Here is a 12567-nt window from a genome sequence, read left to right as displayed (position 1 = left end):
ACATTCTGTGAGATGTTGGTTGTGTCAAAAGAATATAGTCTTTGAAAATCATATTCAACTTTATTGGCTTAACCTGAAACTTCAGTAGAGATTTACAGCCTGCTACGCACAAATAAAAAGTAACAGCGCTTCTAGCTGGATATTGATGATATGAACGTTACTCGCTTCATTTCCGACTTTTCAAAGTCTCTCTGTAGGCTGTTTAAGCTAATCTGATCTTGGTTTTCACTGAGTGTACTTATCAAAACTAGAAACAAATTAAAGAAAGGAAAAAACTATGGCTAATCATCGTATTGATCGTGTTGGAATGGAAATTAAACGCGAAGTCAATGAGATTTTGCAGAAAAAAGTACGTGATCCGCGTGTGCAAGGTGTAACCATCACTGATGTACAAATGTTGGGAGACCTCTCAATGGCGAAGGTGTATTACACTATTCATTCAGATTTAGCATCAGAGAGTCAAAAAGCTCAGCTTGGTCTGGAAAAGGCAACAGGAACTATCAAACGTGAACTGGGTAAGAATTTGACCATGTATAAGATTCCTGATTTGACTTTTATCAAGGATGAATCGATTGAATATGGAAATAAAATTGACCAGATGCTTCGCGATTTGGAAAATAGAAAATAAAAAAGGGAACGAGAAAGTACTCCAAAGTAAGGGGAGCTTTCTCGTTCCTATTATTTTTATACTCTTCAAAAATCAAGTTTCATACTCAATGAAAATCAAAAGTAGCCTAGGAAACGAAGCCGACGATAGAACTTGAGTTCATCAAGGTAAGTTGACAACGGATAATTTTGATTTTCGAAGAGTATCAGCTATGCTAGATGAAAAAATAGCAGTGTTCAATTGGTATATGGCTGATATGAATCTTGTCCGCCTTATTTCTGATTATTCAATGTTTTTCAGGACTGTTGAGGCTAACCCGATTGTTCATGGAGTATTCGTTAACTAAGGACCCAGTATGCAACAGAACGGTTGTGACAAGGAAGACTTGACGTTCATTAGAATTTTAATGCATAGTTATTTAGAAGTGTTATTGGGTGTGGGCTTTTGGCCTTTTCCTGTTTGAAGGACGTATTGAGCGATATATTGAAGTACTTGAGTGTTGGTTGGTAAATCTGAATGCTCTGAGGTTGATCCTGTCACCGTAAAGAAAGTGTATTGTTTGACTTGATTTTGATAGATGTACTTACCAGCTATAGCGACGAGATAGTCACTATTGTAACTGTTACTTCCTGAGATATTATAGACGGTAAGGTCTTTTGGAATATTGCTCTTGTCATCAATCAAGTCTGTCAACATCTGGGTGTGATTGTCCATGTCGGTTACTGTTAGGTTATAGGGAGAACCAATGGTCATCAAGGTATTGATTTGGAAGTTGGTATCTGGCCAATAATCTTCTAAAAAGAAGGACCAGACTAAACCACCATTGGAGTGACCAACAGCATTAAATCGGCAAAATCGGTATTTCGTTTGAATCTCAGAGAGTGCTGTATTGAGCCATCCAGCCTGACGTTTAATATTAGCATAGGAATCTGAATTGTCTTCAAAGGCAATAACGATGTAAGGATTATGCTCTCTTGATGAAATCGCTCCTGAGTAGGATAATGTGCCCTTTTTAGATACGGTAATTTTCAAAACTGAATGAGAGTAGCCCATAGAAGCTAATTTTTGAAAAGTGCCATTAAAACGTTCTTGTGTCGCACTAGAACCTGGGACAAATATAGTGGGTTCCGTTTGCGAGGTGTAGAGGCGAGTGTTGGTTTTGTAGAAATTATTCACATAGCGCTGCCCTAAGAGTAACATGATGAGCAAGATAAATCCCGTAAGAAGGTAGGGCCATTTGTTGAACAGAGCCTTTAAATCAAGCTTTTTCACTGATGACGTCCTCCTTGTATAATTTTTTGACAAATGGGTAATAGATGGTCGTTGATACAGCAATGACTAGTGGTATTAAAATGAGATATCCTAAGCACGCATTGGAAGCGAGGTAAGCAAAAAGGATATGAGGTGTTCCAGTCGGTACTGTGTACAGGGACGGAAAGACAACTTTGCTATAAATGGCCAAAACCCCGATAGCAATACTAACCAGTGTCGAAAGTAGCATGGGAGTAAGCAAGATAGGATTCAGGAGAATTGGATAAGCCATGAGAAAAGGCAGAGGCTGATTAAAGAGCATGGCAATAACTGACAATGTGTATCGAGCACCTAGTCTTTTACCCTGCTTTTTATGGAAGATATAAATAGAGAGTGCCAAGCCAAAGAGGAAACCCACTCCGCCAATAATGGCAAAACTATTTTGTAATGTGTAAAGGGTAAAAGGATAAGGGACTTTTTGCTGACTAAGGACAGCAGTCATGTTGGTTGTTGCGCTGTCTAAATCAGCTGTCGGATTAGACAAGAACTCTGGAACGGGGATTCCTAAAAAGACGCAGACAGGTCCGACCAATGACCAAGCAGCAACGCTGTAATAATGAACAGGTTCCCATGAGACAGCCAAACTCCAAAGTCCTTGCAGATTTGTCAAAATATCACGGAAAGTGAATTTATTAGCCAGAAGCTGTGTCCCATAAATCCCGCCAATAAAAGTAATCCAGTCCATATAAGGTATCTTACTAAAGAAGCGCCGTCCAAGCTTCACAAGAGCTACAATCAAAACACTCGTCCCAATCAATAACATCCAAGCGGGATATGTATATTCTTTTTGTCCCATACCCAGATGTATCGTGCTGTACATGAGCCATGTAAAAAGAAAGGAAAAAATGGTAGGTAAGGGTCGGCTCTTACTGTTTCCGAGGTAGTCGCATACGATGAGAGTGACAAATAAAGAGTACAAGAGACAGAGTATGACGGACGACAAGTCAGATATCAGATGATCTAGCCACCACATCTTTTCGAACCAATCAATTCCCAAGGTCACGGGGAAAAAACTATTAGGTTTTAAGAATAAAGCCACGATGATTTGTAAGAAGGCATAGGCCACCGCGATTGGAAATAAGTCTGAGAGATGTTTATAGATGTGAACACGTAAGGAAATCAAGCGTGGTTTAAAGTTTCTAATCATAAAATTTCCTTTTTCTTTTCATTATATCATAACCGTAAGCTGCATTGAAGGGGAAGCTAACCACCGAATAAATGGGGTATGCCATTTTATAAATTGACTAATCAGGCCTGTAACTGTCGGTCATGTGGCACTGTTTTTATGCTATAATGAAACATGAAGGCTTGAAGCCACTGAGCGCTTTATTGTCACTTACTTTGGGAAGTACTGGTGGATTTACAAAAATTTTGAGGAGAATACTTGATGGAAATACGTAAACTTTTTGAGAGCGATCCAGAACTCATGCTTCTATTCAGAATCATAGCAGAGCTGAATTTGCAAGATTGTTGGCTGGCAGCAGGCACCTTGCGTAACTATGTCTGGAATATCCTGACGAACCGTTCGGGATTGGAGGAAGCCAGTGATTTAGATGTGGTTTTCTATGATCCTCGCATTTCCTATGACGAAACACTGGCGTTACAAGCTGACCTCAACCGCCGCTATCCCGCCTACCAGTGGGAAGTGAAAAATCAAGTCTACATGCACAGCCATAATCCTAATACTCAACCCTATCAGTCAGCCACAGACGCTATTGCTAAGTATCCCGAGCGCTGTACAGCCATTGCTGCGCGCTTGAATGAACAAGGACACTTGGACCTTTTTCTTCCTTATGGTACAGCTGACATTGAGCAATTCATCGTGCAACCCACTCCGCATTTTGCAGCTGACCCAGCCCGCATGAAGGTTTATCGTGACCGCATGGCTAAAAAAGACTGGACCAGTAAGTGGCCGCAATTGAGAGTGGAGGGTATAGCATGAGGAAGTATCTGATAAATGTTCCAGGAACGGGTTATACAACAAAGGAAACTTTATTTCAAAAATTGATAGCCATGTTTGTCAAACACGGTTATCAGTCGCTAGAGATTGATTTTTCAATGATCGATTTTAAGGTCCTTGCATCGGTTGAAGAAAGTATCAGTACAGCCCAAGCAGAACTGACCAGGCAATTATTGGACTTGCAATTGGCACAGGACGACGATATTGTTTTTTTATCGAAAAGTTTGGGAACGGCCTGTTCAGTAAATTGGTGTCTGGAAAACCATTTTAAGGCTAACCATATTTTTTTAACACCTATTAGACCAACTTTGGAAAAGATACCCAACCTACAATCAGTCCTTGCAATGGTTGTAGGTAGTAAAGACCAGACTATACCTTTTGAAGAGGTTTTAAGCGTAGGCAAGGCTTACGATATTCCCACTTTATTGATTGAAGGTGTTCCTCATCATTTAAAATCAGAACATCTAACTGAGACAGAAAAAATCAATCACCAGATTGAAGCATTTGTCAGAGAGGTTGTGGGATTTAACCACAAAGATAGTTAGAGCTTGCATTTACCTTGCCGTACTCCAGTACTGCCTGCAGCTCGTTGCCTAGTACTAAAAGACTATATAATAGGATACAAAAAGACTGATAACTTTAAAGTTTCATCAGTCTTTTTGATGCCGTGATTAGTTTTCTTTACGTTTCCAGAATAATAGTTCTGAGCCGATGAGGGCGAGTCCTGAAAAGACATAAGGTATAGCTGCTTTTTTTCTCCTGTAGTTGATAGCTATGGTGTGTCGTTTCTTTTTACCGGAGTAATTCTTATCTTGTTTCTTAGGATATTAAATCGTTTTTTCTGTGATATCAATAGCAACAGAGGCACTTGGAGCTTTCAAATAACCTAAACTCAAAGAGTTCAGAAACACGAAGAGCATCTTCTACCCATGTTGTGGCATTAACAGTAGCTACGCTGACATCAAAATCAAAAGCCAAGGGATAATAGCGTAAATAGAGCAAGGTCATCGTGAGCTGGTTTTCATACTCAGTCGGCGAGAAAATCTGCCTTTTTGGTGTTGTGATTGATAAGCTAAGTTGAGCTGGACTAGCATAGGATGACTTATTTATAATGAGCGTTTTCATAAATCAAGAATTAATGATTTAAGGATGTAGACAAACAAGTAAAAGAATCAGCAAAGCAACCAAGGGACTCAGCCGAGAGGGTAGAAAGTCTTTGCCATAGTGATAAAATTGAAAAAGACACAGTAATAGCATGCCGATTGCGAACAGATGACAGATGAATAAACCAAGACCGATTTGCTGAAAGGCCAACAAAAGAGAACCAATCAATGCTATAATGCCAAGAAAAAATGAGCTTAATATTTTAAATTTCCAAACAGATTTACTGGCAATTTTGGGCAAATCTCCATGGAATTTTTGGGCTATCCTTAAGTCATCATATTTCAAAAGGCGAAATATAAAAAATCCATTTGCTGTAATTTCAATAAGACCAAGAACACATATTAAGATTATCGTTAATAACATCTGGCTTCTCCTATGATTGTTCAAGATTTTTAATAATGCTATGTAAGAAAGCGACTAATTGTTTTTGCTCATTTGCTGAAAATCCTCGCAAAGCTTGTTGATTGGTTTGCTCTGCTAGGTGTGAGATATGATTTACTAAATCATTTGTCTCTGCTGAAATACTGACAATATAACTTCTACGATCAGTTGGTGATAATGACTTATTAATTAGTTGTTTTGCAATTAATTTATCAATAATAGCTCCGCAGGTGGCACGGTTAATGTTGGTTTTTTCCGCAATTTCTGCTTGTGATAAGTTGTTCTCAAGACTTAATGCTTTGAGAACAGCCCATTGAGATGAGGTGATATTGTAGTCTATAAGCAGTAAATCAAGATTTCTTTTGATTAGCTTGGCGCTGATGTTTAAAAGAAAGCCTAAGGATTCGTTTAGTTCCATTTAACGTCGTCCTTTAATAATATGTTTACAAATAGTTTGTGTACGTATTATATAATTTTTGGATTTAATTTTCAAATACAAAGTGGAATATAACTGAAACCTCTTTCTATTATTTAACCTAGTAACTAACGATATGTTATTTAGCCTATGTTATAAACATGATACCTATACCCGTTTGAACTCAGGACAAAGGAAGTCAGAGCTGTTTAAGGCAAAATAAATTAGGGAGGCTGTTGCTTTTGTTTCAGTCCTTTTTTGTTTTTTGTTTGAAAATTAAGACGAAATAAGTTATAGTCAAGGTAAGAAAAAGGAGGTTTTTACAATGAAACAGAAAAAATTTTTAGCTGCTTTATTGACAATCGTGGCTACTATCTTCTTGGTGGCCTGTGGCGCGGGTAAGACTGCTACAAAAACAGCAGACTTTCAGTCGATTACACAAAATCAAAGAGACTTTAGAAATCACTTTGAGTATCAAGGTGATAAGGTTATTAAGATGAAAACAACGGCAACCATACTTTATTCTGCATATGGTATCGACTCTAAGGAAGCAGCTCAATCACTCATGAAATCCCAAGGAGCTGAAGAGTGGGATAATTTGAAGGGAGTTGATCACAAGGTTGATTACAAGTCAGACCGCCTTGTTGAAACCACTTCTATTGATTTAGAAAAAGTTGACTTTAAAAAATTAGGAGAATTGATGCCGATTGAAACTGCCGATGGCAAACAAGCTCAGTACATCAGCTACAAGCTCACCAAGGAACAACAGAAAGAACTTGGTATGAAAGAAGTAAAAGATGGTAAGTTTGAAGAATTGAAATAAAAAGTAACCCCAAATTAAGGCACCTCAAACGTTAGATGAAAAATCTAGTGAGTGGGGTGCTTTTCTGATGATAAGAGTCACTTTAAATACGGTATAAAATAAGAAATTGAGAAAGACACAGAAACGATGCTATAAATTTTTGACACACATACATTTGTATGAAATAGTTGTTTTTAGTGGCTTTTGAGAGCTATAAGTTAGAGTTAACCATACAAAGTAACCAAAGAAATTCGTAGTATAGAATAAAGTGCATTAGTTTTTAACTAGTGCATTTTATTGTGTATTGAAATGAAGTTGTTAATTTTTTTACTTTGTATTTTATGGTAAAATAAATGTAATTTTAGACGGAGCAAAAGGGAGTATAGGAGTTATGACAACAATTAGGAGCGATAGGGAAGTTGCTCAAACGTATGCCAGTCAATTGGCAAATGCTTGTCAGAAGCTCACTGCTGTTAGTGAGGTGATAAAGGATACCGCAACGGAATTAGAGGGAAATACACGTCATCATGCGGTGATTGACCAAGCCAAGTCCTTTTTGGCACAAATTACTGCTGCTGTTGAAACGTCCTCTGACCATCTGCATTCGGTGGCTAGTGATTTTGAAGCGGTTGACCAAGCAGGTGCAGAAAGTTTTGAGGGTAAGCATGACTGAAAAATGGGAAGCATTGAATCGTAAAGAACGCCAATTGTCTTACCAATTAGAAGATATTGAAAATACCCGCTTTCGAGCCGAACAAGTGTTGGGAGACTTTGAAAATTATGACTACGGCGGGCGAACAATCTCATTAAATAATGCGTGGGATGCTGCTTATGGGAGTAAGTATGCGACCCAATTGGGAGAACAAGGCGAACAGTTACATAACTTGAGAAATCAAGTCTTTGAGACGTTTATTGACGGTGTTGATGAACTCAAACATCAAGCTCGTCAAATTGAAGATGAGATGGAAGCCATTTACGTTGCTAAGCGCAAAGAAAGTTTAAAGTAATTTAGGGGAAGGTTGAAATGGGACTTAACATGACCTTAGAGCAGTCACAAGCACAAGCTGAGAGTGTCGCTAGTGTCAGTCAGGCTCAAATCGAAGGCTATCAAGCCTTGCAACAAGCTATTCAGCAATTTGCGGATGACACAGAGAGTTTAACAGGGAAGGCCTATGAGGCAGCCAAGGCTTATTATCGTGCAGTTCTTTTGCCATTAGCACAAGGTGGTGAACTATATGCGGAAATGTTAGCCAAGGCGAGTGCGAAACTGCCTGAAAATTATCAAGAGAGTGTGGATACTAAGAGTTGGAGTGAAGAACAACTCTTAGACTACATTCGTCAGGAAGAAGATTTGATTAATCAACTAGATGAGATTAACCAATCATTAAGTCGTTTAGAACTGCCAACGACGCAAAAACGCCAAATGCAACAAGGCACAGTTGACTTGATTCGTGGTCACCATGCTAATAAACGTGTCTATGAAACGATTTTAGAGGATTTACGAGCTTATAGTACGGATTCGGTTCGTTTATTTGATGAATTAGATGATATTGCCTTGCAACTCTCAATAGGTTTATCACAAGCGCAGACTAGTTGGAACGCTACGGACAAGTCGTTTACGATTCCAAGTAATTTAAGCTGGGCGACTTATTTATCAGCTTATTCTGCGACAAAAGATTTAGACCTTAGCCGAGAGGAACGGGCGTTTGTCAATACCATGATGGCAGAGTATGGCTTTGATGTGGAGACCGCTAAGCAACTGCTGACCATTAAGCAAGGTATTGATAGTCAATTTTCTTATTTTGCAGGCTACACGTCACAGGAGTGTGATTACCTCTTTTTACGCTTGATTGGCGCTGTTAGCTATGATGGTGTCAAATGGGATGAGACGGCTGGTTATCTGACACCTTATTTTTCGGAAGACCTTGTCAGCAATCCCACAACGGGTGAAACGCAGAAGAAGGTCAAGCCACTTTTAACAATCTTCCAAATGTTAGGGCTTAGTGAACAAGAAGCCAAACAGTTGACCTATAATCTGAGATTGCAGCATGTGATGGCTTCTGGTACAAGGACTATAAGTGAATTGAAAGAGTATGATCGTAAATCTGGAAAAACGTCTTATGAAGATGCAAAGGCTAATTATAAGAATGCTTACGGAACAACAAAAGGTTTTGATAAGTTTTGGGACGAGCGCTTAAAGGCATACTCCAATAATGGGGCAGGAAATGCGGACTTTACGCACCAATCAATTACAATGGCCACGCATTTGAACCCATCAACTCTGCAATTGTCGGATTTTTATGGCGGTCGAGAACATGTGAAAGCTTTAGCGGGCTGGGAAGGGGATACCACCTATAACGCTAATGATATGAAGCCAAGTATTGGCGAGGATGACTATAAGGCTGACTTAGATGCGGTGAATATCATTGGTCGAATGGATAAGGGAGTTTCTTACAGCCAAGCCATGGCTTCTTACTATAATGATGTTACCCAAGGGTCGTCCATCCGAGAGAAAGAATTTCTCAAGAATGAGGATTGGACTGAGGTCAAGGGCACCATTTATGCTAGCCTCGTTCCGGATGATATTCGCAGAAAAGGGGAAGAAGCTACGAGAGGCTATATCTCTGAACATTATGAGGGTGTCCCAGAATTCTTAGATCGTTTGGAAGCAGTAGCAGGGGAATAGGAGAATTATCTTATGCGAAAGAAAATCATTAGCTTAGTTATCTTATGTGTGCTTGTTTTGTTAGCTGGAGTTTATTACTATATTCATCAACCCAAAAATATCTTTGATGAAATCTATCAGGAGACGACGAAAAGTGGCTATGTATTTCGTCAATTAAGTGATATAGAGGTGAAAAGTCATGAAATTTATGATAACAATATGAATGGAACAGGAAAACATACTCTAGTGATAAACTATACTGATGAAGCTACTCCTAAAGATTATGATAATATTGTGCTTGATTTTTATCCTGAATTAGGGAAAAACATGAGTATTCGCTTTGAGTGGCAACCAAATTCTGATATTACTATTTGGTATTTATGTTATTATAAGCAAAATAGTAAGACACTCACAAAAGAAATTGCTATTTTTGATGAACCAAGAAAAGCTGGAGAATACGTTGATGATGAAATTAAAGTAAAGAAATACTTGAGTCAGTACAATATTTCAAGTAATGATTTAAGTAAACACTATGACAAAATCGTCAATCAAAAAGTTCTGAAAGACTGGTGTTCGATTTACGACAGCAAGTTTTCACCGGCTGATTATGGTGATATAACCGTTAAAACTCAGTGGGAAAATTGGTGATACCATTGCATTGGTCGTATGAAGAAAGATGGCATCAGCTATATGGAAGCATCCAATCAATATTATGCCGATGTTGCAAATGAAAAGGTAACGAGGGCAGAAGAGTTTAAAACCAATCAAAATTATCAAAAAATGAGGTTTGATATTATTGCCGGTAACACAGGAGATGTTACTATGAACTATTATAGTATTGATGAAAATGATGTAGAACGCTTTTTAAAAGAGAAGTCCCCACAAAGTTATAATTTTATTAAGAGTGTCAAAAACGGGGATAATAATATAACAGATTACACCCAGCCTAAAGAGTAAGATAAGGGGTTTCAAAATATATGTTCAAAAAAATACTTCTCATAATGATATCCTTTATTGTTTTGATATGGATGTTTTATCTTGCTCTTCTATTTGGATTTGGAAATCTAACAAAACGAGGTTTTCCACAAACATTCAGTACGACCAATATATTCGATGAAATGTATGCTAATTTGGATAAGGTGAATGAAATTCCTAATACCAATAAAAGGACTTTTTCTACTTTTAATAAACATCTTGAAGAATTTAAATCAACATCATTTGACTATAATGATGCCGGTAACATTTCATCTGATTACAAAAATATTTTTGTACAACAGGATTATGCCTATAATAAAATATATATATCTTACGAAAAAGAACTGGAGGCAAATCTTACTTTAAAATTATGGTTTACTTATAATCCCAAAACGAAAATTGCCGTGGAGTACTTAGTTATCATTGATAATCGAAACAGTGAGAGTACTGATATAGAGAAGCCTTCTGAGATTAAATCTTATCTCAAACAATATCATGTGACAATAAGTAATGTAGAAAAGTCTTATGATTTGGTGGTAAAACAGCTTATCCTTAAAGACTGGACCGATGTTTACGACAGCAAATTTTCTACAAGTGACTATGACAAAATCAAAGTCAAAACCCAGTGGGAAAATTGGTGAAAAGGATATTAAATTGATTATTCGAATCATGAGCTAGAAGTTATGAAGAGTTTTTGTGAACAAAACTAATAATTTTATTAAGAGTATCAGAAATAGGGATAATAATTTAAAGGATTACGTCAATGAAAAATAGTAGTTTAAATAAAAAAATTTCTATATTTGCTGTTTTTATAGTATTAATTATTAGCATAATAGCATTTTTTGATTACAGGAAACGCTTAGTGATGACTGTGGATAATATCTTTTCGGAAATGTACGACAAGCAAAAAAATGGTATTATCTTATCGGCTTATGAATATGGAATTCATATAAATTCAGAACGAGATGGTGATGGATTTCGTCACTCTTATTACTATAAGTACGTTGATAGTGAAAATTCAACAATATCTGTTACTATTACTAAAAAATCAAAATTTTTAGAAAAAAACTCCAATCCTAATGTCTACATACTTATTGGTCAACCGCTCGCTAGCGGTATCCTATATGCAAAATTTGATTATAATCCTGAGACTAAGATATTGAAAAGGTCGCTTGATTATAGTGACAGTAATCCTGAGAATAATCTCACAACGAAGGAAGTACTAGAAAAATCTACTTCCTCTCCAAACCACTATACTGACATTGCGACGACTATACTCAAAAAAAAAGTTCTTAACGATTGGTGTGCAGCTTATGATAGTGCATATTCACCAGACAATTGGGGAAAACTTAAAGTGGAAAAATGGAAAGTGGAATAGCTATTCTATGAAAGTCTTTGATATTACGTCAGTAGTTAAAATTTAATTAGATAACTGAGTTTCTAAAGGTTATCACTATATTTCTTTGACTTCAGCATATGGTAGAAAGCAAGTCAAAGATTTATCAGGCTGGGAAGGGGATGCCACCTATAATGCCAGTGATATGAAGCCAAGTATTGGCGAGGGTGACTATAAGGCTGATTTAGACGCCGTTAATATCATTGGTCGAATGGGTAAGGGAGCTTCTTACAGCCAAGCCATGGCTTCTTACTACAATGACGTTACCCAAGGAGCGTCCGTCCGAGAGAAAGAATTTCTCAAGAATGAGGATTGGACTGAGGTCAAGGGCACCATTTATGCCAGCCTTGTTCCGGATGAGGTTCTTACCCAAGGGGATAAGGCTTCGAAAGCTTATGTTTCTGAGAATTATAAAGGTGTTTCACAATTTTTAGAACGTTTAGAAAGGGTAGCGGGAGAGTAGGAAGAGCTATGAAACGGAAAATAATTGGCATTTTAGCATTAGCGGTACTTGCTTTATCGGTGGGCATTTACTATCATTACGCTAGTCAGCCTAAGAATATCTTTGATGAAATCTATCAGGAAACGCAAAAAACTTATCGGAGTAATAATATTTTAGGCAATATTAAGGGATTTGATATAGACAATATTTGGCCAACTGATGATCCTAATATTGCAAAAACGCCTTTTGGAACCTACAATAAAAACATACTAAGATTAGTAGTGAGGAAATCTCCGACGGGAGAAAGTACTCACTACTTTTTCTTTATGATAAAGTAGAGGTGTCTTGTTAAGTCGAGAACTCTTTTGACGCTAGACGTCGCAATAAAAACTGGCAAGACACCTGTTTTAGAAAGAATGTTATCAAAGTATGTGGGACGCCAGACGTCG

The 12567-nt window shown here is 37.5% G+C and carries 16 protein-coding genes and 2 pseudogenes; 13 read left to right on the top strand and 5 right to left on the bottom strand.

Features of this window, described 5'->3' with window-relative positions; all coding sequences use genetic code 11:
- The first annotated feature begins 277 nt into the window (after positions 1 to 277).
- Complete coding sequence (gene rbfA / locus A3I7_RS0112005) at positions 278 to 628, top strand: 30S ribosome-binding factor RbfA (protein WP_018376978.1); 351 nt, start codon at positions 278 to 280, stop codon at positions 626 to 628.
- Positions 629 to 1021: 393 nt separating this feature from the next.
- Here the strand turns inward: rbfA and A3I7_RS0111995 are convergent, their stop codons facing one another.
- Positions 1022 to 1807, bottom strand: a complete 786-nt coding sequence (locus A3I7_RS0111995; RefSeq protein ID WP_051071854.1) for an alpha/beta hydrolase — start codon at positions 1805 to 1807, stop codon at positions 1022 to 1024.
- A 58-nt stretch (positions 1808 to 1865) separates the two neighbouring features.
- Positions 1866 to 3065 carry a hypothetical protein gene (locus A3I7_RS12990; RefSeq protein ID WP_156812779.1) on the bottom strand — a complete coding sequence of 400 codons (1200 nt, stop codon included), beginning with the start codon at positions 3063 to 3065 and terminating at the stop codon, positions 1866 to 1868.
- A gap of 240 nt (positions 3066 to 3305) precedes the next feature.
- Between A3I7_RS12990 and A3I7_RS0111985 the strand changes: the two genes are divergently transcribed.
- Positions 3306 to 3860, top strand: a complete 555-nt coding sequence (locus A3I7_RS0111985) for a nucleotidyltransferase family protein (RefSeq protein ID WP_018376974.1) — start codon at positions 3306 to 3308, stop codon at positions 3858 to 3860.
- Positions 3857 to 4423, top strand: a complete 567-nt coding sequence (locus A3I7_RS0111980; RefSeq protein ID WP_018376973.1) for a hypothetical protein — start codon at positions 3857 to 3859, stop codon at positions 4421 to 4423. The genes A3I7_RS0111985 and A3I7_RS0111980 overlap by 4 nt, the downstream gene beginning before the upstream one ends.
- Before the next feature lie 285 nt (positions 4424 to 4708).
- Here A3I7_RS0111980 and A3I7_RS13880 read toward each other — a convergent pair.
- From A3I7_RS13880 to A3I7_RS0111965, 3 genes and pseudogenes are all read right to left on the bottom strand, one after another.
- Positions 4709 to 4972, bottom strand: a pseudogene (locus tag A3I7_RS13880) (helix-turn-helix domain-containing protein); the annotation flags it as partial.
- A 49-nt stretch (positions 4973 to 5021) separates the two neighbouring features.
- Entirely contained in the window at positions 5022 to 5405 is a 384-nt protein-coding gene (locus A3I7_RS0111970) for a hypothetical protein (RefSeq protein WP_018376972.1), read from the bottom strand.
- 10 nt (positions 5406 to 5415) lie between these two features.
- The gene (locus tag A3I7_RS0111965) at positions 5416 to 5841 is read right to left on the bottom strand and encodes a MarR family winged helix-turn-helix transcriptional regulator (RefSeq protein WP_018376971.1); all 426 of its coding nucleotides are present in this window, start codon (positions 5839 to 5841) and stop codon (positions 5416 to 5418) included.
- Positions 5842 to 6163: 322 nt separating this feature from the next.
- On the opposite strand from A3I7_RS0111965, the gene A3I7_RS0111960 reads away from it, so the two are divergent.
- From A3I7_RS0111960 to A3I7_RS14685, 10 genes and pseudogenes are all read left to right on the top strand, one after another.
- Positions 6164 to 6661, top strand: a complete 498-nt coding sequence (locus A3I7_RS0111960) for a DUF1307 domain-containing protein (protein WP_018376970.1) — start codon at positions 6164 to 6166, stop codon at positions 6659 to 6661.
- 370 nt (positions 6662 to 7031) lie between these two features.
- On the top strand, positions 7032 to 7313 hold the full coding sequence (locus tag A3I7_RS0111955; protein ID WP_018376969.1) for a TIGR04197 family type VII secretion effector: 282 nt from the start codon (positions 7032 to 7034) through the stop codon (positions 7311 to 7313).
- Entirely contained in the window at positions 7306 to 7647 is a 342-nt protein-coding gene (locus A3I7_RS0111950) for a hypothetical protein (RefSeq protein ID WP_018376968.1), read from the top strand. Before A3I7_RS0111955 ends, A3I7_RS0111950 begins: the two co-directional genes overlap by 8 nt.
- 17 nt (positions 7648 to 7664) lie before the next feature.
- Positions 7665 to 9326, top strand: coding sequence for an LXG domain-containing protein (locus A3I7_RS0111945; protein ID WP_018376967.1), 1662 nt, complete (start codon positions 7665 to 7667; stop codon positions 9324 to 9326).
- 12 nt (positions 9327 to 9338) lie between these two features.
- A complete protein-coding gene (locus A3I7_RS0111940) occupies positions 9339 to 9953 on the top strand; it encodes a TipC family immunity protein (RefSeq protein ID WP_018376966.1) in 615 nt (204 codons plus the stop codon).
- Between the two features lie 18 nt (positions 9954 to 9971).
- Positions 9972 to 10262 carry a hypothetical protein gene (locus tag A3I7_RS0111935; protein WP_018376965.1) on the top strand — a complete coding sequence of 97 codons (291 nt, stop codon included), beginning with the start codon at positions 9972 to 9974 and terminating at the stop codon, positions 10260 to 10262.
- 20 nt (positions 10263 to 10282) lie between these two features.
- Entirely contained in the window at positions 10283 to 10921 is a 639-nt protein-coding gene (locus A3I7_RS13460) for a TipC family immunity protein (protein WP_018376964.1), read from the top strand.
- 122 nt (positions 10922 to 11043) lie between these two features.
- Positions 11044 to 11658: a TipC family immunity protein gene (locus A3I7_RS0111925; RefSeq protein ID WP_156812777.1), complete on the top strand. Its 615-nt coding sequence runs from the start codon at positions 11044 to 11046 to the stop codon at positions 11656 to 11658.
- 85 nt (positions 11659 to 11743) lie between these two features.
- On the top strand, positions 11744 to 12139 hold the full coding sequence (locus A3I7_RS0111920) for a hypothetical protein (RefSeq protein ID WP_018376962.1): 396 nt from the start codon (positions 11744 to 11746) through the stop codon (positions 12137 to 12139).
- A gap of 8 nt (positions 12140 to 12147) precedes the next feature.
- A pseudogene (locus A3I7_RS14685) lies at positions 12148 to 12390 on the top strand (TipC family immunity protein); the annotation flags it as partial.
- Between the last annotated feature and the right edge of the window lie 177 nt (positions 12391 to 12567).

This window comes from Streptococcus orisratti DSM 15617 (assembly GCF_000380105.1).
Taxonomy (GTDB): domain Bacteria; phylum Bacillota; class Bacilli; order Lactobacillales; family Streptococcaceae; genus Streptococcus; species Streptococcus orisratti.
The sequence above is the reverse complement of the archived record's forward strand: the minus strand, read 5'-3'. Positions and strand labels throughout refer to the sequence as shown.

Excerpts from the sequence above, each read along its gene's own strand:
- rbfA (WP_018376978.1), top strand. The coding sequence starts at position 278 with ATGGCTAATCATCGTATTGATCGTGTTGGAATGGAAATTAAACGCGAA.
- A3I7_RS0111995 (WP_051071854.1), bottom strand. The coding sequence starts at position 1,807 with ATGTTACTCTTAGGGCAGCGCTATGTGAATAATTTCTACAAAACCAAC.
- A3I7_RS12990 (WP_156812779.1), bottom strand. The coding sequence starts at position 3,065 with ATGATTAGAAACTTTAAACCACGCTTGATTTCCTTACGTGTTCACATC.
- A3I7_RS0111985 (WP_018376974.1), top strand. The coding sequence starts at position 3,306 with ATGGAAATACGTAAACTTTTTGAGAGCGATCCAGAACTCATGCTTCTA.
- A3I7_RS0111980 (WP_018376973.1), top strand. The coding sequence starts at position 3,857 with ATGAGGAAGTATCTGATAAATGTTCCAGGAACGGGTTATACAACAAAG.
- A3I7_RS0111970 (WP_018376972.1), bottom strand. The coding sequence starts at position 5,405 with ATGTTATTAACGATAATCTTAATATGTGTTCTTGGTCTTATTGAAATT.
- A3I7_RS0111965 (WP_018376971.1), bottom strand. The coding sequence starts at position 5,841 with ATGGAACTAAACGAATCCTTAGGCTTTCTTTTAAACATCAGCGCCAAG.
- A3I7_RS0111960 (WP_018376970.1), top strand. The coding sequence starts at position 6,164 with ATGAAACAGAAAAAATTTTTAGCTGCTTTATTGACAATCGTGGCTACT.
- A3I7_RS0111955 (WP_018376969.1), top strand. The coding sequence starts at position 7,032 with ATGACAACAATTAGGAGCGATAGGGAAGTTGCTCAAACGTATGCCAGT.
- A3I7_RS0111950 (WP_018376968.1), top strand. The coding sequence starts at position 7,306 with ATGACTGAAAAATGGGAAGCATTGAATCGTAAAGAACGCCAATTGTCT.
- A3I7_RS0111945 (WP_018376967.1), top strand. The coding sequence starts at position 7,665 with ATGGGACTTAACATGACCTTAGAGCAGTCACAAGCACAAGCTGAGAGT.
- A3I7_RS0111940 (WP_018376966.1), top strand. The coding sequence starts at position 9,339 with ATGCGAAAGAAAATCATTAGCTTAGTTATCTTATGTGTGCTTGTTTTG.
- A3I7_RS0111935 (WP_018376965.1), top strand. The coding sequence starts at position 9,972 with ATGAAGAAAGATGGCATCAGCTATATGGAAGCATCCAATCAATATTAT.
- A3I7_RS13460 (WP_018376964.1), top strand. The coding sequence starts at position 10,283 with ATGTTCAAAAAAATACTTCTCATAATGATATCCTTTATTGTTTTGATA.
- A3I7_RS0111925 (WP_156812777.1), top strand. The coding sequence starts at position 11,044 with ATGAAAAATAGTAGTTTAAATAAAAAAATTTCTATATTTGCTGTTTTT.